Source organism: Burkholderia lata (genome assembly GCF_902499025.1).
Classification (GTDB): Bacteria; Pseudomonadota; Gammaproteobacteria; order Burkholderiales; family Burkholderiaceae; genus Burkholderia; species Burkholderia lata_C.
In genome coordinates this window covers 25,376-44,127 of record NZ_CABVPW010000058.1, presented here as the reverse complement: position 1 = coordinate 44,127, position 18,752 = coordinate 25,376, and the positions used below count along the sequence as shown (strand labels likewise).

19 protein-coding genes are annotated in these 18,752 nt (G+C 62.8%); 15 read left to right on the top strand and 4 right to left on the bottom strand.

The window, feature by feature from the left end:
* Positions 1-171 precede the first annotated feature (171 nt).
* From BDI24065_RS37540 to BDI24065_RS37470, 15 genes are read left to right on the top strand one after another with little or no spacing between them, the layout of a single operon-like run.
* The gene (locus BDI24065_RS37540) at positions 172-888 is read left to right on the top strand and encodes a type IV secretion system protein (RefSeq protein ID WP_175035435.1); all 717 of its coding nucleotides are present in this window, start codon (positions 172-174) and stop codon (positions 886-888) included.
* The gene (locus tag BDI24065_RS37535; protein WP_175035434.1) at positions 885-1,760 is read left to right on the top strand and encodes a TrbG/VirB9 family P-type conjugative transfer protein; all 876 of its coding nucleotides are present in this window, start codon (positions 885-887) and stop codon (positions 1,758-1,760) included. Before BDI24065_RS37540 ends, BDI24065_RS37535 begins: the two co-directional genes overlap by 4 nt.
* 7 nt (positions 1,761-1,767) lie before the next feature.
* Positions 1,768-3,042, top strand: coding sequence for a TrbI/VirB10 family protein (locus BDI24065_RS37530; protein WP_175035433.1), 1,275 nt, complete (start codon positions 1,768-1,770; stop codon positions 3,040-3,042).
* Positions 3,039-3,845 carry a transglycosylase SLT domain-containing protein gene (locus BDI24065_RS37525; RefSeq protein WP_175035432.1) on the top strand — a complete coding sequence of 269 codons (807 nt, stop codon included), beginning with the start codon at positions 3,039-3,041 and terminating at the stop codon, positions 3,843-3,845. Before BDI24065_RS37530 ends, BDI24065_RS37525 begins: the two co-directional genes overlap by 4 nt.
* The gene (locus BDI24065_RS37520; protein WP_175035431.1) at positions 3,842-5,107 is read left to right on the top strand and encodes a TrbG/VirB9 family P-type conjugative transfer protein; all 1,266 of its coding nucleotides are present in this window, start codon (positions 3,842-3,844) and stop codon (positions 5,105-5,107) included. The genes BDI24065_RS37525 and BDI24065_RS37520 overlap by 4 nt, the downstream gene beginning before the upstream one ends.
* Positions 5,107-5,529 (top strand): lytic transglycosylase domain-containing protein, encoded by a 423-nt coding sequence (locus BDI24065_RS37515; RefSeq protein ID WP_175035440.1) that lies wholly within the window; start codon positions 5,107-5,109, stop codon positions 5,527-5,529. Before BDI24065_RS37520 ends, BDI24065_RS37515 begins: the two co-directional genes overlap by 1 nt.
* A 2-nt stretch (positions 5,530-5,531) precedes the next feature.
* A complete protein-coding gene (locus BDI24065_RS37510; RefSeq protein WP_175035430.1) occupies positions 5,532-6,077 on the top strand; it encodes a toxin co-regulated pilus biosynthesis Q family protein in 546 nt (181 codons plus the stop codon).
* A 5-nt stretch (positions 6,078-6,082) separates the two neighbouring features.
* Positions 6,083-7,687, top strand: a complete 1,605-nt coding sequence (locus tag BDI24065_RS37505) for a type II secretory pathway protein (RefSeq protein WP_175035429.1) — start codon at positions 6,083-6,085, stop codon at positions 7,685-7,687.
* Positions 7,688-7,691: 4 nt separating this feature from the next.
* Positions 7,692-9,020 (top strand): hypothetical protein, encoded by a 1,329-nt coding sequence (locus tag BDI24065_RS37500; RefSeq protein ID WP_175035428.1) that lies wholly within the window; start codon positions 7,692-7,694, stop codon positions 9,018-9,020.
* A gap of 34 nt (positions 9,021-9,054) precedes the next feature.
* Complete coding sequence (locus BDI24065_RS37495; protein WP_254609940.1) at positions 9,055-9,585, top strand: hypothetical protein; 531 nt, start codon at positions 9,055-9,057, stop codon at positions 9,583-9,585.
* Complete coding sequence (locus BDI24065_RS37490; protein ID WP_175035427.1) at positions 9,582-11,894, top strand: ATPase, T2SS/T4P/T4SS family; 2,313 nt, start codon at positions 9,582-9,584, stop codon at positions 11,892-11,894. Before BDI24065_RS37495 ends, BDI24065_RS37490 begins: the two co-directional genes overlap by 4 nt.
* A complete protein-coding gene (locus BDI24065_RS37485) occupies positions 11,891-13,024 on the top strand; it encodes a type II secretion system protein (RefSeq protein ID WP_175035426.1) in 1,134 nt (377 codons plus the stop codon). Before BDI24065_RS37490 ends, BDI24065_RS37485 begins: the two co-directional genes overlap by 4 nt.
* Positions 13,025-13,035: 11 nt before the next feature.
* Positions 13,036-13,629 (top strand): type 4 pilus major pilin, encoded by a 594-nt coding sequence (locus tag BDI24065_RS37480; protein WP_175035425.1) that lies wholly within the window; start codon positions 13,036-13,038, stop codon positions 13,627-13,629.
* A gap of 9 nt (positions 13,630-13,638) precedes the next feature.
* A complete protein-coding gene (locus BDI24065_RS37475) occupies positions 13,639-14,841 on the top strand; it encodes a hypothetical protein (RefSeq protein WP_175035424.1) in 1,203 nt (400 codons plus the stop codon).
* Positions 14,842-14,852: 11 nt separating this feature from the next.
* Positions 14,853-15,641 (top strand): hypothetical protein, encoded by a 789-nt coding sequence (locus tag BDI24065_RS37470; RefSeq protein ID WP_175035423.1) that lies wholly within the window; start codon positions 14,853-14,855, stop codon positions 15,639-15,641.
* Between the two features lie 66 nt (positions 15,642-15,707).
* Here BDI24065_RS37470 and BDI24065_RS37465 read toward each other — a convergent pair whose 3' ends face one another.
* From BDI24065_RS37465 to BDI24065_RS37450, 4 genes are all read right to left on the bottom strand, one after another.
* Positions 15,708-16,733, bottom strand: coding sequence for a CAP domain-containing protein (locus BDI24065_RS37465; RefSeq protein WP_175035422.1), 1,026 nt, complete (start codon positions 16,731-16,733; stop codon positions 15,708-15,710).
* 221 nt (positions 16,734-16,954) lie between these two features.
* The gene (locus BDI24065_RS37460) at positions 16,955-17,320 is read right to left on the bottom strand and encodes a hypothetical protein (RefSeq protein ID WP_175035421.1); all 366 of its coding nucleotides are present in this window, start codon (positions 17,318-17,320) and stop codon (positions 16,955-16,957) included.
* Between the two features lie 7 nt (positions 17,321-17,327).
* Positions 17,328-17,525, bottom strand: coding sequence for a hypothetical protein (locus BDI24065_RS37455; RefSeq protein ID WP_175035420.1), 198 nt, complete (start codon positions 17,523-17,525; stop codon positions 17,328-17,330).
* On the bottom strand, positions 17,515-18,714 hold the full coding sequence (locus tag BDI24065_RS37450; RefSeq protein WP_175035419.1) for a FlhC family transcriptional regulator: 1,200 nt from the start codon (positions 18,712-18,714) through the stop codon (positions 17,515-17,517). Before BDI24065_RS37450 ends, BDI24065_RS37455 begins: the two co-directional genes overlap by 11 nt.
* Positions 18,715-18,752: the final 38 nt, after the last annotated feature.

The following is an 18,752-nucleotide window of genomic DNA, read 5'->3' as shown; positions in this document are numbered from 1 at the left end:
CCATCGCTCGAACGGGACAGCGCTGGCAATCGGATTTCAACTGCGCATGACATGTTCGGTCTCAAGATGGTTGCTGGCGTCGCGAAAAGGTCCCTGAAATGACGGCTCTTTTCCCAAGTGCCGTTGTCGTCCCGGCTGTTCCAATTGACCCGTCCCAATTGGAACTCCGTGATGCGACTCCCCAGACTCCTTTCCCGTAACAAGAAGCAGGTCGCCCTGTCGCCGGCGCCCGGCCACTTCTCGAACGAGGATCCCGAAAAGATCATCTTCGATCAGGGAACGCGTCTGCGCGTCGAAGCCAATCACTGGAAGACCTTCTGCTTCATTCTCGCGATCATCGCGGGCGGTGCCGTCTACACTCGCCAGCCGCCGCCGTCGGTCGTCCGGTCGTACGGCGTGTCGTCAGACGCCGGCGGCAATCCGCTGGTCAAGCAGTTGGCGGCATACAACCCTGACGACCAGGCGAAGCGCACGGCGATCAAGCAGGACGTCGAGCACTGGTTCACGATCGAGCCAGTCTTGACCGACGATATCCGCACTTCCCGGCTCGCCAAGAACATCAACGCAGTCAAGGCCAAGATGGTTGGCAACGCGAAGAATCAGTTCGCAACGTGGATCAGCGACGACAAGCCGTTCGACCAGATCACGACCAACCCGAAGCTCGTCCGCGAAACCAAAGTCACGAACGTGTCGCTGCTTGAGGATTCGACGGTCGTCGTCGAGTTCACGACCTCGACTCGGCAATCACCGACCGACAAGCCGGTCGACATCCGTTTCGCGCTGACGATGCGCTACCAGATCATCCCCCCGACCGCGGAAGACGTGCTGGGCACGAATCCGTACGGCCTCTACTACCCGTTCTTCACCCTGCAAAAAACCGGCGCATGAAACGAACACGTTCCCTCCTGACCTGGGGCGCGCTCGCGATGATCGCGGCGTCGGCCAATGCGGTCGCCGCGAAGAATGCCGCGAGTCTGGTTTCCCCGATCCCGAACTTCGACGTCGGCAGCATCATCGGCGATGCGATGAGCCCGGTGAATCCGTACAACTCGGGCGCGGATCCGATCACGATGCCGGGCGACGCGCGCATGGCCGTGTTTTCGTACAGCCGCGACAAGATCTTCCGTGTGATGACCGCGCCGCTGAAGCTGACGACCATCGAGCTCGAGCGTGGGGAGAGCCTGATCAGCGAGCCGGCGATGGGCGACTCGGTGCAGTGGGTTCTGGATACCGACGGCGCAAACCACGTGTATGTGAAGCCGACCAAGCCGGGTCTCGTCAATACGTTGCACCTGAGCACAAACAAGCGCGAGTACGAGCTGACGCTCGTGTCGTCGCCGCTGGGCGGCTTGTTCTACCAGAACGTTCGCTTCAACTACCCGAATTCGCTGATGACGAAGGTGCGCGCGCGCGGTAACGCGGCGGGCGACGACCAAGATGCCGATCATCCTGGCCAATCTGACTCCGGCCCGATCGGCGTGTCGCCCGACAAGCTGAACTTCGAGTACTCCGTGTCCGGCACCAACTCGCTCAAGCCCGAGACCGTCTTCGACGATGGCACGTTCATCTGGATTCGGATGCCGCCGCGCACGCCGTTTGCCGTGCCGACCATCAAGGACGGTGGCGACACCGTCAGCCCGAACTTTATCCGCCGCGGCCCGTACATCGTCATCCAGCGACTGGCCGACGAGGTGAAGCTCACGCGACCGGGCGAGGAAGTGACGATCACTCGCGGCCGTCGCGGCCTGTTCGGATTCTGAGGACGGTATGGCAAAGCAGACCGATCCGACCAGCGCGGACGAGAAGGCCCTGTTCAAGGGCAAGGTCCCGCGCAACGTCATCATCGCGGTTGGCGGGATTGCGGCCGTTGCAATCGGCGCGCTGGGGTTCTATACGCAGACCCAACAAGCAAACAAGTCGGAAGAGGAGGCCCTGCGGGCCAAGCGCGAACGCGCTGCTGAAGTGGTCGACAAGAGCAATGGCAACAAGGCCGACGTCGACAAGATCATCGAAGAGCAACAGGCCGAGGCACGCCGACGCGCAGCTGATGCAGCTGCGGCCGCCAGTGCTGCAGCTGCCGCGAACGCGAAGAAGCCGACGCTGTCGGCTGATGCCGTGTTGCCGAGCGCTGGCACGGCGGAACTCAAAGCCGCAAGCGACCAGGACAGTATCTACGTCTCGCCGATCTTCCGTGCGGGCGTCAAGGTCAAGGAAGGCCAGCCGCAGCAACCGCAGTTGCCGAACGGCATCATCTCGCCCCAACAGATGCTGTTGCAGCAGGCGGCGGCTCAGGACGCTGCGATGAAGGACGCGACGGCGCAGGCGGCACTGGCTTCGCGTGGGGGGCAGGCGGCTGGTCCCATGACCACGCAACAGCGCGATAACGCGTTCTTGCACGACGTCGCGAAGATCAGCGAAGGCGACAAGGATTTCCCGCGATCGGGCTTTGTCGGCCAGTCGGCGGGCTGCACGCTGTCGCCGCCGGCAAAGATCCCCGTTCTCTCAAACGAGGAGCTCAACTCGGATCGCCCCGGCACCGCGTCGCTGACCGTCGAGACCGACGTGTACGCGAACAACGGCGATGGCCGATGCCTGGTGATTCCATGGGGCACTACGATCGTTGCGCCGTACAGCTCGGACATTGAGCCGGGGCAGGAATCGATTCTCGTCGCTGGCGCAGAAATGCGGCTGCCGAACGGCAAGCACGTGCCGCTGTATGGCGCGCAAGGCGCAGATGGCGACGGTGCGGCCGGATTCAGCGGCCATGTGAACAACCACTTCTGGAAGATCTATTCGACGTCCTTCCTGACCGCCATTCTGGTGAGGAGATTCTCCAGCGGCGACCAGAGCACAACGACGGGCCCGCTTGGCGTCACTCAAGTTGGCAGCACGGGCGGCCAGATCGCGGCACAAACGGCGCAGTCGGTGCTCGATCGCTACAAAAACATCCCGCCGACGATCAACTCGTCACCGGGCGAGCGCCACTTCATGCTCAAGATCAATCGCGACATGGTGCTCGAACAGTATCGGGGGCCGCGATGATCGGGCGCATGGCATTTGTCATCGCCATGACACTCGCGAGCGCGTGTGCGCAGGCTGCGGTGATCGCGCAGGTGATCAGCCCGGTGAGCGTCGTCATTCAAGACGGACAGACGCGTCAGGTCGCGATGTTGCCCGGCAAGCCTGTCTATTACTGCGGCCTCGACGCATTCGTCGAATGGGCGTCACCCCTGATCGGGCAGACCGTGCGCAGCTCCCCGAGCAGGGGCGTCACTGTATCGATCGACGGCCGCGAAGTTGCGCTGGACGATCTCTTCATCGAGCGTGGCTGGCTGCAGCCTCTTGTCCTCGACGACGGCGCGCAAGCGGCGCTTGCTGAGCGGCGGGGCGGTTGGGCGTGCTCCCGCGCGGTTGTCCCGTTCGAGCTGCTGCACACGAATGTCGATCCGAAGATTCTCGCCGGGATCGCGCTGAACGAATCGAACTACCGCGGCCGCGCATGGCCTTGGACGCTGAACGTTGCGGGCCAGGGTTACTTCTTCAAGTCGCGCGAGGAGGCCTACAAGGCAATCGAGTCGCTGCTGGCGCGTGAGCGTTGCAATTTCGATGTCGGCCTTATGCAGGTGAACTGGTGCTACCACGGCAAGCGTTTTGCGTCAGCGTGGGATGCGCTCGCACCCGCGACGAACGTTGCTGTCGCGGAAGCGATCCTCACCGAGAACTTCGCGCGCACCGACTCGGTCGCGAAGGCCGTCGCCTACTACCACAGCGCGAACCCCAATCCCGGTCGCTCGTACTTCGCACGGTTCGTGCGACACCTTTCCATGATCGAGGCAGGCCTGTGAAGCACACGACCAAGACTCTCGCGTGCGCCGCATTGGCGATCGTGTGCGGGGCCGCGTCGGCGGCAAATACCGATCCGTTCGACTTCGACTACGACATCCTCGGCGGCATTTCCGAACGTCCGGCGCTGATCTTCAACGACGGCGAAAAGACCTACATCCAGCCGCGCGCGGGCCAGGTCATCGTCGCAGAAGGCGGCCATACCGAAGGCCCGTACGTGGTAGTCGAAGGCACGCCGTCTTCGATCACCTACAAGGTCGGTGCCCATTCGGCGACGGCCCGCTGGAAGAAGGCGAACACGTTCATCGGTGGCAGCGGCGCACTGGCTGCGATGAAAGACGATCAGCCAGCCGGCTTCGATGGCTTCACCAACCGGCTCGTGATGATCGGCACGCGCTCCGCGCTTGCACCTGTCCGCGCGCTTCACGCGTCGATGACGGTCGGTGGCTTCGTCAAGGCGCTTGTCCCGCAGGGTTGGACGGGGTCGGCACAGAAGGACGTTGACCTGACGACTTCCGAGCAGTTCGGCACGCGCGAGGGCGAAAACTGGATGCAGGCGCTCGATCGCTTGATGACGCAAACCGGGCTATATGCCGACGTCGATTTCGCTGCGCGACATGTGCGTTTGCATCGCGACGCGCCGAAGTCTGCCGCGTTGAACTACGCGTCGTCGGGTCGCGACGCAGACGAGGCCGGGTTGAACAGCGTTGTCGCGCGCGTCACGGCCGAATCGCCGCCGGTGTCGCGCCTGGCTGAACGCTTCGGCGCGCAGGCGATCCGGGACGGCGACGACACGCACACGCAGATCCGCTTCACGTCGAAGCCTGCCAAGACGGTCACGTTCAAGACGCCCGACGGGAAGGTGCTGCGCACGAGCTGGGACGACACCAAGAGCGTGCTGACGATCGATCGGGCAGAACGCTTCGTAGTTGCTGACGAGTCGAACCGCGTCGAGGTCACGCGTGATGCGAAGACCGTATACGACTTCGATTTGCCGAACGCGGCAAAGCTCGAGACGGTGTTCGATCGAGAGGGGCGCACGTACTTCAAGTTCGCAGAGTCGGTCGTTCGGGTCGGTGTGACGGACACACGAAACCTGGGCATCGGCGAGCAGAAGGGGCGTTACTTCATGTTCGAAGGCACGTCCGATCTGTTCACGGTCACGGCCGACGGCAACACGATCCACGTCAAGCGTCGCAAAGAGGTGGTCTACCGCGAAGTGCCGGACGCCACCCTGCAGGCGAGCGGAGGGCCGGCCTCGTGATGCGCATCGTACCGATCGTAGCCGCCGTGTTGGCATTCACTGCGCTGCCGAGTCGAGCGGATTGCCTTGACGACGCGGCGACCTTCCATCGCGTGAATCCGCGGCTGCTGCGCGTGATCGCGCAGCACGAGTCAGGGATGCGCCCGGGCGCCGTGAACAGGAACACCAACGGCAGCGAGGACATCGGCCTCATGCAGATCAACACGTCGTGGCTGCCGACGCTGGCGCGCTACGGCATCCGCCGCGAGCACCTTTTCAACGGCTGCGTCAGCGCCTACGTCGGAGCGTGGATTCTCGCGTCGAATGTGCGTCGCTTCGGGCCGAACTGGAAAGCGGTCGGTGCCTACAACGCCGTGACGCCGTCCAAGCAGCTCGTCTACGCCAGCGCGATCTATCGCCGCTTTATGCAACAGGGCCGGTAACCATGCAGAAGACACATTCGAATCAGGCGCGGATTCGCGCGATCGTAGCGGCGGCGCTGGCCGTGTTGAACATCGTGGCACACGCTGCGACCGATCCCATCAAGAACTCAATCGACACCGACGGCTGGCAGGTGCTTGCCTCTGGGCCAAAAGCTGCGCCGGCAGTCGCAGAGAACCCGAAGCAGGCGCAGCTGCAGCCGACGCAGGCGAGCACAACTGCGGCTGCGTCGACCGACGTCGCCGCCGTCGTTCTGCCGGGCGCGGCTGCCCCGATCGCGAGCGGCACGCTGACCTTCTCCGTCACGCCGGCGGACGTAAATCTGCGCGACGCGCTTGACCGCTGGCTGCAGCAGCAGGGCTGGCAACTGGCGTGGAAGATCGACGACGACCTACCGCTGGAGTTCAACGCGTCCTTCAGTGGCGACTTCACCTCTGTGCTGCAGCAGGTGATGAAGGCCACGAACCACATGCGCACGCCGACGCGCGCGTGCCGCCACTCGAACAACGTCATCCGCGTGATCGCACGCGCGGGCAATTGCCAGGATTGAGAACCATGCGTGTTCACCTTTTGAAATCTGCCGTCGCGATCGCGGCCGCGTTGATGGCCGCAGGCTGCGCCGTGACGCAGCAAGACGTCAACGACAGCTACGACGCTGCTCACCGCACGATCTCGGACGCGCTCGGTAAGGGGCCGGCCCCAATGGCACTGGTCGAGGACGTGCCCACCGCGTTCTTGGGAGACAGACTGGTACCGCTCGCCTACGAGGCGACACTGCCCGCCGTGTTCCGCGACAAAACGGTCACGCTGCCCGCGAACCTCGGCATCAAGCAGATCGCCACGCTGATTTCGACGGCGACGGGCTATCCGGTTCATCTGAGTCCGGACGTGTTCGTACCGCGCGACTCGCTGGTGCCCGGCCAAACCGAATCGAAGGGGCAGAACAACGGCACCCGAACCGAAGAGCCGATCTACCGTCAGGCGTTCTCTGGCAAGACCGGCATGTACATGCGGAACATGACGACCGACCTGGGGCTCGACTGGTCGTTCGACGGCAGCACGATCAACGTGAACCGCTTCGTCACCCGCATGTACCAGATCGCTGCGATCCCGGGCAAGGTGTCGATCAAGTCGACGATGAGCAAGGGGATGGACACGTCGACCGGCAATCAGTCGGGTAGCGGCGGTGGCGGCAGCTCCGGAGGCAACACCGGTTCGTTCTCGGCGCAGACGTCGACGGGCCGCGAAGGCGACTTCGATCAGATTGCCGCGATCACGGCGGAGATCGACAAGCTGAAATCGCCGATGGGCCGCGTGAGCGTGAACCCGCAGAGCCGGCTGGTGATGGTGTACGACACCAAGGAGGCCGCGGACAACATCGGCAAGCTGCTCAAGCACGAGAACGCGATTTCCACGCGTCAGGTGGCGATTACGGTTCGGACGCTCCAGATCGCATTGAACAACGGCAGTCAGGCGGGGATGAATGCCGACGTGGTGTTCAACTCGATGCACGCTGGCCTCGCGCGCTACGCGATCAGTTTCACGTCGCCGACGTCGCTTGCGACCGGCGGCGGCTCGGTTGGCGTGTCGGTATTGCGCCCGGACGCGCCGTTTTCCGGCACGAATGCCGTCGTGAACGCGCTGAACCAGTACGGCCGCACGGTGCAGGACAACACGATGACCAAGATGACCCTCAACGGGTTGCCGGTCTCGATCGCATCGTTCAAGAGCGATGACTACCTGCGATCGACCACGCCTTCGTCCGGCTCCCTGACGGCCACGTCTGGCGGTGTGCCGGGGCTGACGCCTGGCACCATCACGACGGGCGACTTCGTGAACGTGCTGCCGGCCGTCAACGATCACAACCAGATCGTGCTCGCGTACTGGGCCGACAGCTCGAAGCTCAACGGTCCGTTCACTAGCGCGGGTGCGGGCTCCGGCCAGACCCAACAACAGATCCAGCTCGCGCATACGGTCGGCACGAAGGACGACCAGACGATCGCACTGTCGGATGGCCAGACGGTCGTGTTGTATGGCGCGATCACGGATCAAGCAGACAGCACGACGAATGCGGGCCTCGCCGGCCTCACCGGCCGCTGGAACAAGTCGAAGACGTTCCAGGTGATCATGCTTAAGGCGACGGTCGTTCCGTCGATGTGACGCCATGATGCACATCACCGAACCTCTGCCGACCGACAAGCGTTCCCGCTTGGTGTTCGGCATCAACTGGCGAGCATACCCGGTGAAGGGCGGGAGTGCCGAGCGCCGGCGCTATACCGACGCCTTCAATGCGACGCACTACGTCGAGTTCAAGGTCGGCACCGAGCTGATCGGCGGCTTCGCCGACCCGGACATGTCGAAGATCAAAGGCGCGCGCCTTTATTCGGGCGCAGCGCGCGTTGCGCTCCACGAACTGATCAAGAGCCGACCTGCCGCGCTAGTGCTGTTGCAGGACGGCATGCGTGTCTACATGGTCTTCGTCGTGCGCGGCGCGGTTCGCAGCGACGAGGTGCTGACGCCCGAAGCGGCGCAAGCGCGCCGTCTCGAGATCGAGCAGGAGTGCCTGAAGAGCAATCTCAAGCTCGACACGCTTGGCACGGGCGACCGAATCGGCGACGTCGATGAGCCGTTTCAGGCGAGTGAGCTGCTGGCAAGCCGCAAGGTAGGGCGACTCGGCAAGCCGTGGATTTCGGTGCCGACGATCGTACCCGTGGTTCTCATTACGGCGATTGCACTTGTTGGCGTTCCGAAGCTGATCGACCTGCTTTCGCCGCCGCCACCCCCACCGCGTGCACCGACGTTCACTGAACAGTATGCAGTCGCGGTTCGTGACGTGTTCGCGCGTATGCAACCGCGTGCGTCGGAGCTGGCGCCGGCGTTGCTTGCCGCTGTGGGTGGCAGAGAAACCGTGATCAAGGGCTGGCTGTTTCAGGAGGCGAACTGCCCATCCGCAGGGTTCTGCACGATGACGTTTCGCCGAAACGGCGGCACCTTCGCCGGGTTCGATCAGGCCGCGACATCGGACATGCGGCCGGTGAGTTTCGCTCGTGACGGCCGCGCGCTGGACTCACGCGGGCCGGCCATCCCGAAAGCGGCTTCGCTGATGGAAAGCGAATCGAAGAGCTGGCCGGCCGAGCAAGCATTCATCGACATGCTGCAGACGCCACCGCAACGGATGTCGGTCCAACCCCTCGAACTTCGCGCCTACGGCTACACCGTCAACGTCGGCGAGGCGCGCCCTCTTATTGCTGTGCCAGGTGCGGGTGAGGGGGCGCACGTCGGACGCTTGCTCAAGCAAGGCGACTGGACGATCGAAGGTTTCCGCTGGCAGTCGCCGCTGCTTGCCAAGCTGCCGCCCAACATGGCGCTCGAATCGCTGAGGGTCGAGCTGCGCCTCAACGAGGGCGCGGCTGCGACCCCCAACAAGGAAACGGGCGACTCGCCGTATGGCGTCCACTTCACCGCGAAGGGCAAATACTATGTCTTTAATTAAGCACGCACTCATCGCGGCGGGCGTCGGTATCGCCGTGTCCGCGCAGGCCGATCCCGTCGGCGCCAAGCTGTCGATCGACGACATCGATCAACTGGCGCGAGCGAGCGTTGTTCGAAGCTTGGGCGGGACCACGACTGCGCCGGGGATGTTGCCACCCGGCGCGATGTCGCAGCCCCAGCCGGGCATCGCCTCAAGCGGCGTTGCTGCCGAGTCCGCGTCGAAGCCGGTCGAGAAGCCGATTCGGTCGCCGCGAGCGCATGCCGAGCCTGTCGCATTCCTCGGGGCGTTCAACGACGAAGCTGGCACCCACATCCTTTACTCCTACCGCGACGCGATCTATCCGGCGCGCGTCGGCACGACGCTGCTCAACGGCTGGAGCGTCAAGGGCGTCGACGGCTACGCGGTGACGGTGGCCGAAGGCAAGCGCACATGGAAGGAGCCGATTCGTAGCGCCGCGCCGATCCAGTCGCCGGCAACGAACGCGGTTCGCTCGCTCGTGGATCTGGGTTCGCCGTTGCCGGCCGGGGCGCCGCTGCTGGGCATCCCCCTCGGAGGTGCGCAATGAGCCTCTTCGCGGAAATGGAGCCGCAGGAACCGGCGAAGCGCGGCCTGCTCGGTCGGCTGAAGGCGTTCAAGGCCGGATTTACCGATAGCTCGCCGTCCTCGATGCCGATCGTTGGCCGGGAGCCGGTCGACGGGGGCGAGCACGCAGTGCCGAACGAGCCGCATGGTGCACGTGAGCCCCGCTTCAAGACCTCGAGCAAGCCGGTGAATCCACGGCAAGCGAGCCAGGGCCAGCCGATGACGATGGCCATGAAGCTGCGTCAAGCTCAGGATGAAGCCGAGGACGTTGCAGTGATCGGCGAAGGCCTCGACTCGGAACAGAAAGTGGAAACGGCCGTTGGAGTGTCTGGCCAGCCCACGCCGCGGTCAACAACTGAAATCGGCGTGCCGGCGGGCGCGGAATCGTCGGCCCCGCTGGCCGACGTGCGCGGGAATGCCGCGTCTGCAACGGAGCCCGATGTGGAGGTGCGGGCCGAGCCGACGGTCACTCCGATGGGGGATTTCGCACGCACGCCCGAATCGACTGAACCCGCGGAAGCGTATGTCACGCCGGATGCCGATGCGGCTTCGCAGTGGACGTCGGGTTACGACGTTCCGCCCACCGTACGCCGCATCGGGACTGACGTAACCGAGACGCCGGAGATTGCGGTCGAAAGTGGCAGACCGCGCCTCGTCCACGCTGAGTCGCTGAACTTCAAGCGCGTGTTGTGCCAGCGCGAGGAGCACGCGGCGCTGGTGGTGACGGAGTCGGCCCGGCGGGAATTCATCGCGGTCGAACTGCAGGCAGGGACTTCGATCGTCGTAGCGACCCAGCGCTTCCACGAAGGCCAGTTGTACGCGACCTACCTGAAGGATCTCGCGCACGCTGACATTTCGGTTCTTGAGGAGATGGTCGCCGACGAGGATGTGATCGCCGCACTTTATGGCAAGGAGAAGCAGCGGGCATCTAACTTCGTGCCTGAATCGTCACGCATGATCGGCGCGTTCCGCGATGTGATCGAGGCCGCGACGGCGTATGGCGCGGGGGATGTTCACTACGAGTACCGCGATTTTGTCGAAAACGTCGAATTGCGGATTCGCGTCGACGGAGAGTTGTATTCGTACCGGAAGATGCCGAAGGCGCTCGTGCGCCGTTCATTGTCAGCGGCCTATCAGGATCTGGTCCAACGCAATACGAATTCTGGCGAGACGTTTCAGCCGACCGCGCCGCAGTCCGCGATGATCCCGCTCGTCGCGCACACTGACCTCGTCAACATCCGCTGGCAGAGCACGCCGCTTGTGGGCGGATTCGACGTCGCATTGCGATTGCTGGATGGGAACTTCAAGCACGCGCGCGTGCTCTTGCCCCACGAGATGGGGTTGGAAGCAAGCCAGCTTGAGATTCTTGAAAGCCTTGGCAAGGTGACGGGCGGGGCGACCTTCCTGACTGGGGAAACGGGTTCTGCGAAGACGACGCTGCTGCGGGCAATGTCGTATCTGGTCCCGAACCGCGATCGCATTAAGCAGTTCGCCGTGAACGAGCCGTCCGAGGTGCCGGCGCCGTGGCTGTCCGATATCTCGATTCAGCGCCGGCCGAACGAGACCGAAGACGATGCCAACCGCAAGATCGTCGAGGTGATCCGCACGCTGATGCGGATGGACCCTGATGACCTGACGATCGGTGAGGTGCGCGATTCGGTGCTGGCTGGCTTGGTTGCCGAACTCTCGCTGACCGGACACCCGGTCCGCGCGACATTGCACGGCAACAGCATTCTCGGCGCGGTGATGCGGCTGGTCGGCGGTCGGCTGAAGTTGCCGATGGACGAAGTGGCCTCAGGCAGCTTCCTGAACGCGGTCGGCAATCAAAAGCTGATCCCGAAGCTCTGCCCGAATTGCAAACGTCCAGCAACTGATGTGCTGTCGCCCGCGCAGATCTCGTCGCTGGAACGGAAGTTCGGTTTGGACCCGTCGACCATGGCATGTCGCGACGAGGGCGGCTGCGAGCACTGCCGGCGCCCGGGCTTGTTCACGCGGGACGGCAAGGTGGCCGCTGGCATCAAGGGGCAGACGCTGGCGATGGAGCTGTATCGCCCGACACCCGCATTTCTCGATCGAGTCGCCGCACGCGATTGGCGCGGCGCGGAGGACGTGTGGCGGACCAGTCGGAAGTCGGATTTCTCCGACGCCGATATGACGGGAAAGACGGTCTACGAGCACGCGCTTTACAAGGCGTCGCGCGGGCTTATCGATCCTCGGTTCATTGACGAATCGATGTGCGCGTTTGATGCATACCGCGTGGCTCCCGATGCCGATGGGGTGATTCCCTCGTGATCAAGTCATTCTCATACGCACTCTTCAAGATGCTTCCGGTGAAGGAGCGCTTGCGCGTTTCGACCTGGCGGTTCAAGGCGAGCCGCGAGATGTTCTATCGCGAAACACGGCTTGACGTCGCGAAGAAGGGCCTGCGGAACAGCGAGACGCTACTCGAGCGGTTGGACACGCTCGCGGAGCGTCATCAAAAGCGGAGAAACCTCTCGTGGCTCGCCTTCCAGAAGGTCGCGCAGCGCATGCGCGCCGGCGACAACTTTGCCACAGCGATCAAGCCGTTCATCCCGAACGACGAGTACGTACTGCTCGAGCTGGCAGGCGAATCCCCACGCGAGGATGCGGCGGCTCGTGGTCTTGAACTGGCCGAAATGGCGGCGCACGCAAAGGGCGTGTTGTCGACGACGACATCGATGCAGATGGCATACCCGGCGTTCCTGCTGGTCTACCTGTACGCATTCTGCGTGCTGTTCGGTTCTGAGATCCTGCCGGCGACGCTTGATGTGCAACCGCTCGAGAAATGGTCGACGTTCGGCCAATTCGTCTACGCCTTTGACACCTTCTGCGCTGACTACTGGTGGCTGACCAGTGCTGTCGTCGGGGGGCTGATTCTCGGGTACTTCCAAACGCTGAAGCGTTGGACGGGCCCATTCAGAAACAAGGTCGATGCGATGCCGTTGATGTGGCGCAATCGCCGCGACTTGCGTGCTGCGCTGTTGATCGTTTCCCTCGCAGGGCTGTTCGACTCCGGCCTGACGTTGCGCGCCGCATTGGACAAGCTCGCGAAATCTGCCGATCCGTGGATGCGATGGCACATCCGTCAAATGAGCACGCGGCTAACTGCAAATCCCCACAAGCCGATGCACGCATTGGACACCGGCATCTTTTCCGAAATGACGATCGACATCCTCACTGACGCTTCAGGGCGGGATCAGTTCGTCGAGTCGGTGAAAAGCCTCGGGCATAGCTCGCTTGATCGCGTTGTCGAATCGGTTCGGCGCAACGCGAAGATCACGCACTACGTGCTGCTCGCCGGCGCGGTGCTGGCGTTCCTTGTCTTCGGCCTGGGTTCGTACTTTGCAACGGGTGCCGTCGCGTTTGACGGGGCCTCTACCTCTATCAACCAGAAATACTAGGAGCCGTTCGAATGGAAAAGACCAACAAGCCGCAACCGCTGAAGCGCCCGTACATCGGCAAGAGCCGCCGGAAACAAAAGGGTGAGCTGTCGCTCGTTGAAGCCGCTGGCGTGATGGCGGCCGCGGCGCTGATCGCGCTCGCCGTCTATATGGGCCGTGGATTCGTGATGGATCGGATTCACGCGCTGCAGTTCAAGAGCGAGGCGCAGTACTTCCGAAGCGGGATTCAGGACGCAACAGCCGGTGAAATCGACTTCTCGGGAGTCACGATGCTGTCGCTCACGCAGAACCGCGCGTTTGATACGGCCGGACGTCGGTTGAACAAGACGTCTGGTGCCCTGACCGGGATCTTCGGTGGCGCAGTTACTGCGGCCCCGGCGACCGTGACCGCGGCGAATGACGCGATCGCGGTGACTTACCCGATTCCTGCGACCGTCTGCGCGCTGTCGGCCGATTCGATTTCGGCTGCCTACACGCAGGTCAAGGTGAACAATACGACGATTTTCGGACCGGGCACGGCATTCAATTCGAGCACGGCGGCCACGGCATGCGCTTCGGCAGGGAACACCGCGAGCATCGTCCTGTACGCAACGAAAGACAATTGAGGACCGGCGATGCTCAGCATCATTGAAGTCGTGATCGTGCTCGTTGCCGCCGCACTCATGACGTTGCAAGGCATGCAGCGCGACGTCGTGAAGCGTCGGCACGACTTGCTGAGCGTCGAAGGACAGAACCAGGCGGTGATCAGCGCGGCCCTGTCAAAGTGGGTAACCGACAAGTACGGCACGTTGGTGGCGCAGATGGTCGGCGACAAGACGACGGCCGTTACCCCACCAACGTTCGCTGACTTGCGCGCAGGCGGGTATCTGAAGGCGAACTACGCGGCCGGCCCGTTCTGGGGCGGCAGCTACATGATTCAGATGAGCGTGGGCCCGGACGGCTGTTCGACGGGGTCGACGTCGTGCCAGGTGAGCTACGTCTTCTATTCATCGCAGCCGGTGACCAGGCTCGGCCAGCCCGATGTCGCTGGCGCCGGGATTGTCGCGCAGGCGGCGGGAACGGGCTTCGGGTTCTCGTCGACGCAGAACTCGGCGATCGTTCGGGGTCTCAACGGGGCGTGGACAGCCAATAACCCGGTGCCGGGAGCGCCGGCGGGCATCGTGATGGCGACGAACGGACCGTCATCGGATGGGAACTCGGTGTTCATTCGGCGAGACGGCTCACTGAAATGGACGGGTAGTCAGGACGTCAACGGCGTGGACCTGCACAACGTTGGCAACATCGACGCGACGGGGACGATCGCGGCGCCAACGCTAGCCGCGTCGAATGTCGCGGTCAGCAACGCGGTGCGTACGCCAGGCACGCTCGCAGTTCAGACCGCGAATGGTTCTGCGCCGGCGCCGATCTCAACCGGCGACAGCAGCGTGAACGGGCAACTGCAAGTGACGCAGACGATCACGCCGGGCGCGGTTGCAACGCCCCGCGCATCGTGCCCGCTAAATGGCGCGTTGGCGCAGAACAATGACGGGCGGGGGCAGATTTTGTCGTGTCAAGACCATGTCTGGTTGCCGATCGGTGGCCCGGCATTGCGGCACGGGTACTTCATGGTTCAGAACGGTTGGGGCGTTCCAGCTCCGAACTGTGCGACCGGCGGAACGCCGCAAATCATCTTCAGTCCGGTGAGCTTCTACGTGAATCCGACGGCGACCGTGAACGTTTCGGCATCGGGCGGTGGCCCGTGGACGGTGTTTATTACCGATGGAAATGGCAACGGGACCAGCGGCACCGCTGTCGTTGAAACCTACTGCTCGTATTAAGGGAGAGGGAAGTGAAAAGCTGGATGAAGTGGGGTATGCCGGTGCTGCTGTCGATGGTGGCGAGCAGTGCATTTGCGGACGGTTCGTGCCAGCCGGGGTTCGGTCTTCGGTCGTATCCGTTCTACGACAAGGCCGGTTCGTACATCGGAATGCGGCAGGCTTGTGCGCCGATCCCGTGCACGCCGGGCTATCAGGATTCGACATGTGCGGTTCCGCTTCGTAACGGGGCAATTCCGCAACCGCAGTGCCAATCTGGCGCAGGCTGGACGACGTTGGCTGCCTCGGTTTGGCAAGGTTCGCGGTGGTCGGAGCCGCAGTGCAGCTACGCAGCTCAACCGCAGTGTCCAGCGGGGTTTGATACGACAGCTCCATCGTGGTGGACAGGCACCAGTTGGACACAACCAGGTTGCACACACGTTACGCCGCCACCTCCCGTCGTCATCGATCCGAACGTCGTTTGTACCGCTGCAGCGAGCAATCACACGATGACCGCATTTGATAAGCAAATCTTCAATGCGATCGAACAAACGATAACGAGAAATGCCCCTTTCAGACTTTCGACGTCGTGGCGGGATTGGAGCACGCTTCCGAACGCGAACCCAAACTATCCGAAGGGCGTCGGGTTCGATGACGACAAGGTGTTCACGGGGACGTTGACGGGGCCGTGGTACAACAAGCAGCTCGCATGCAGCCAGCAGAATACATGGACTGCAATGTGCTACGTCAATCCGTCGAGCGGTGTGGTGGACTTCTTCTGGGTCAACACGGCGGGTGCGGGTAACGGCCAATGTAACCATTGAGTACCTGCGCACTGGAAAAAGAAAAGCGCCCGAAAGGGCGCTTTGTCGTTCGTGGCAGGGATCTAATCAGCCGACGGCGTTTCCGGTCGTGAAGCTGAAGTTCCGGGAGAACGCGGTACCGTTCACGGTTCCAGTAATCGTCACGCTGTACGCGGTGTTTGCCGTTAGCGGGGATGTCGGATACACGACGGCCTGATACTTGCCGATCAGTTTGTTCGGGTCCGTGTCAGAGTTGAGAATCTGAACGGCGACGGCGCCAGACGGGCCCGTCACGGTCGCTGTCTGAATCGCGATCACATCGGTGAGGTTACCCATCACGGTGATCGGGGTGCCCCAACCAGATGACGACACGTTCGGGGGAACAGGAGTTTCACCTGCTGCACGATACGGGACACCAGTTACGCCGTCGCAGGGAAACGTCTTCGGCCCATTCTGCAGCGTTTGCGCACTTGCACTGTACATGCTGATCGACTGCCACGACTCCGTAAATGTGTAGGACCCAGAGGTCGTCTGCGTTTCCGATTCGCCGAAACCGGCTACATCGACCGGGAACGTCGCGACGACAGAGTGATATGCCCCGCCCACAAGGGAATAGACGAATTGCTGGCCAGCAACAGTAGCATTGAAGTTGCTGGTGAAGACCGCACTTGCCCCGCTGGCCCCGATCCCGAGCGTGCCTTTCGGAAATCCGGCAGCGACGACGCGATCGGCGTAGGTTCCGCCAGTGAAGCCGGCATTCCCGGACACCTCATTGTCCGTAACCGCGTTGTTGAGACCCATGTATTTCGCGTGGTTCTGAGCTGCCTGATCAAGAACCGTGTTCTGCTTGAGCGCCGGGAAGCCGCATTGCGTGCGGTACTGGTTCAGGAGGTTCAGTGCGGCGAGCTGGGCGCTGCCGGCAGGGTACTGTGCGCTGTCGACAGTGCCCGGGACGGTGGTCGACGGGGTGCCGGGGTTGGACGGGTTCGGATTGTTGCCATTCGATCCCGTGTTCGTGCTGCCACTGTCGCCACCGCCGCCGCCGCATGCGGCAAGCGCGAGCACGGCTGCTGCCGCGAGCGCCGAAAGGCTGATGGTCGTGATCTTCTTCATGTCTGGTCCTCGTATTGTTGTAGGGTGCGCACCTTGCGAACCCTTGAATCCATCCTACCGACGCCGCGGCGAAGTCAAGTTCGCGCGGCCGAGGGCCCCGTTTTTAAAATGGCTAGGGCGAGCCAAAAGACGCCAATTCTAGATTACGGTTTGATTTCGTCAGACTTAATGGTGTTTGGGCAAAAAAATCCCGCCGTCGGGCGGGAATCAAGTTCTCGTGATCATCTCGCGCGCCGTCGTCGCCAGTGAAAGACACGCAACCCGACGAAAGCCACGCCGAGGAGTACCGTTGACTTGTACGGGATCGCCGAGGACATGGCAGGGACGGCCTGCGTACCAACGTACATGCATGTGAACGCGACCAGCACCTTGCCGAACCACGGTCGGGACAACATCCCAAGCACCCGTGGCGGCTGGCTCCCGACCCACTCGGGATAGGCGTCGTTGACTTGCTCGAGCTCGAACGTCTCAGCCTGTCTCTCCCGCTCGGACTGATAAAACCGCTCGTACCGCTCGAACCGGCCGTCGCCACGACCGTCGAGCCAGGCGGCGTTGCTTTCTGAGACGAGGTAGGCGAGGTCGTCCATGGTGCGCTCAGTGAACGTATTGCGCGGCCCAAGGCAGCGCAGCTCGGACGTCGACAATGACTTGCCCATCGGCCTCCGAGTAATACTGCTCCGTCTCCGCGTCGTACCACGCGAACTGCGGCAGGCGATCGCCATTGATGACGATCAAGCTCGCCGGCAGATCGGGGAGGGGATCGGCGTCGACTCGATCGCGGTTATTCGTCATTGCGCACCCTCGCTTTGCCACCGCGGCGCTTCGCCCCGAGGTGCCCAGTGCATGCCGGGCAGTCGAAGCTATGGTGCATCTCGATCTTCGTGTCGTTGTTGCTGACGATGTATTCCGTTCGGCAGTTGCGGCACGGTGCGATCGTGAGTCGGTTGTCAGCCGCCATCGCCCGGGTCAGGTTGCAGCCGCGGTCGACCGAGATGGCGTGCTGGCCACCGAAGATCTGCTGGTAGACGTCGTTCGTTGCGATCAGGGCCTGGGGTGCATTGGCGCCGGCGGCGAGCGCGGCGCGATACAGCCACGTGAAGATCGTGCCGTGTAGGCGATTGGCCGGCGTTTCGACGAACCAGTTCAGCGAGTTCGGTGTGTTGCCGCACGGCGAGCTGGTCCCGTGCATCTCGACGTATCGCTGGCGCATCGCGTTCTGATTCAGTCGAAACAGGCTGGCGGCGGTCGACGCGCGGCAGCCGTATGCCATTAATGCGTGGGCGTACGTCTCGTTTTTGTCGCGAGATAGGCGCAGGTCGCTCCAGCCCGCCTTGCCTGGCGCGCTGTTCATTCGGATCGGCGAGGTTGCCATGATCTGGTGCGCGACCATCTCGTCGGTCAGGTCGCTGCCGGTGAACTGATACCAGAACGTCGGCGAGTTGAAGCGCCATCGGAACAGCGGCAGGCCTTTCATCCGGCCCAGTGCGATGCGCAGCTTGTAGGGCGGTACTGACGCAAGGTAGGTGGCCACCTCGGTCGTGATCCCGAGCAACGGAGCCGCAAGCACGCTTAGGTGGATGACGCTCGTGACCAGATCGAGGAAAACCCGGTTGTGATGCTCGACCGAAAATTTCGCCAGTGCGTCGAGCGGGGGCAGCTTGCGAAACAGTTGGTCGACCGCGACGGTTGTCGGTGTGTCGTCGACGAAGCAGCGCCAATCCTCCACCGACTCGAGCGTCGGCGCGACCATCAGGAACGGCGTGCGCAGCAGATTGCGCAGCGACTCCTCGTTGTGTTTGACGTGATCAATCTCTTTGCGCTCGACGGCAAGGATGTCGTTGAAATCCCCATCCATTTCGAGCAGCCACTTCATCTGATCGACGAGGTCGAAGTTGGCGACCTGGATGCGCTCGGTCAGCCAGTTAGGTACGTACAGTCGCTCGATCGAACGGTAGGTCTCGCGCGAGTTCTTCTTTTCCATTTTTCTATCTCTCTTCTACTGCACAACGATGTAGCGTG

Excerpts from the sequence above, each read along its gene's own strand:
- BDI24065_RS37460 (WP_175035421.1), bottom strand. The coding sequence starts at position 17,320 with ATGGACGACCTCGCCTACCTCGTCTCAGAAAGCAACGCCGCCTGGCTC.
- BDI24065_RS37510 (WP_175035430.1), top strand. The coding sequence starts at position 5,532 with ATGCAGAAGACACATTCGAATCAGGCGCGGATTCGCGCGATCGTAGCG.
- BDI24065_RS37475 (WP_175035424.1), top strand. The coding sequence starts at position 13,639 with ATGCTCAGCATCATTGAAGTCGTGATCGTGCTCGTTGCCGCCGCACTC.
- BDI24065_RS37525 (WP_175035432.1), top strand. The coding sequence starts at position 3,039 with ATGATCGGGCGCATGGCATTTGTCATCGCCATGACACTCGCGAGCGCG.
- BDI24065_RS37450 (WP_175035419.1), bottom strand. The coding sequence starts at position 18,714 with ATGGAAAAGAAGAACTCGCGCGAGACCTACCGTTCGATCGAGCGACTG.
- BDI24065_RS37515 (WP_175035440.1), top strand. The coding sequence starts at position 5,107 with ATGCGCATCGTACCGATCGTAGCCGCCGTGTTGGCATTCACTGCGCTG.
- BDI24065_RS37535 (WP_175035434.1), top strand. The coding sequence starts at position 885 with ATGAAACGAACACGTTCCCTCCTGACCTGGGGCGCGCTCGCGATGATC.
- BDI24065_RS37540 (WP_175035435.1), top strand. The coding sequence starts at position 172 with ATGCGACTCCCCAGACTCCTTTCCCGTAACAAGAAGCAGGTCGCCCTG.
- BDI24065_RS37465 (WP_175035422.1), bottom strand. The coding sequence starts at position 16,733 with ATGAAGAAGATCACGACCATCAGCCTTTCGGCGCTCGCGGCAGCAGCC.
- BDI24065_RS37480 (WP_175035425.1), top strand. The coding sequence starts at position 13,036 with ATGGAAAAGACCAACAAGCCGCAACCGCTGAAGCGCCCGTACATCGGC.
- BDI24065_RS37530 (WP_175035433.1), top strand. The coding sequence starts at position 1,768 with ATGGCAAAGCAGACCGATCCGACCAGCGCGGACGAGAAGGCCCTGTTC.
- BDI24065_RS37490 (WP_175035427.1), top strand. The coding sequence starts at position 9,582 with ATGAGCCTCTTCGCGGAAATGGAGCCGCAGGAACCGGCGAAGCGCGGC.
- BDI24065_RS37505 (WP_175035429.1), top strand. The coding sequence starts at position 6,083 with ATGCGTGTTCACCTTTTGAAATCTGCCGTCGCGATCGCGGCCGCGTTG.
- BDI24065_RS37500 (WP_175035428.1), top strand. The coding sequence starts at position 7,692 with ATGATGCACATCACCGAACCTCTGCCGACCGACAAGCGTTCCCGCTTG.
- BDI24065_RS37455 (WP_175035420.1), bottom strand. The coding sequence starts at position 17,525 with ATGACGAATAACCGCGATCGAGTCGACGCCGATCCCCTCCCCGATCTG.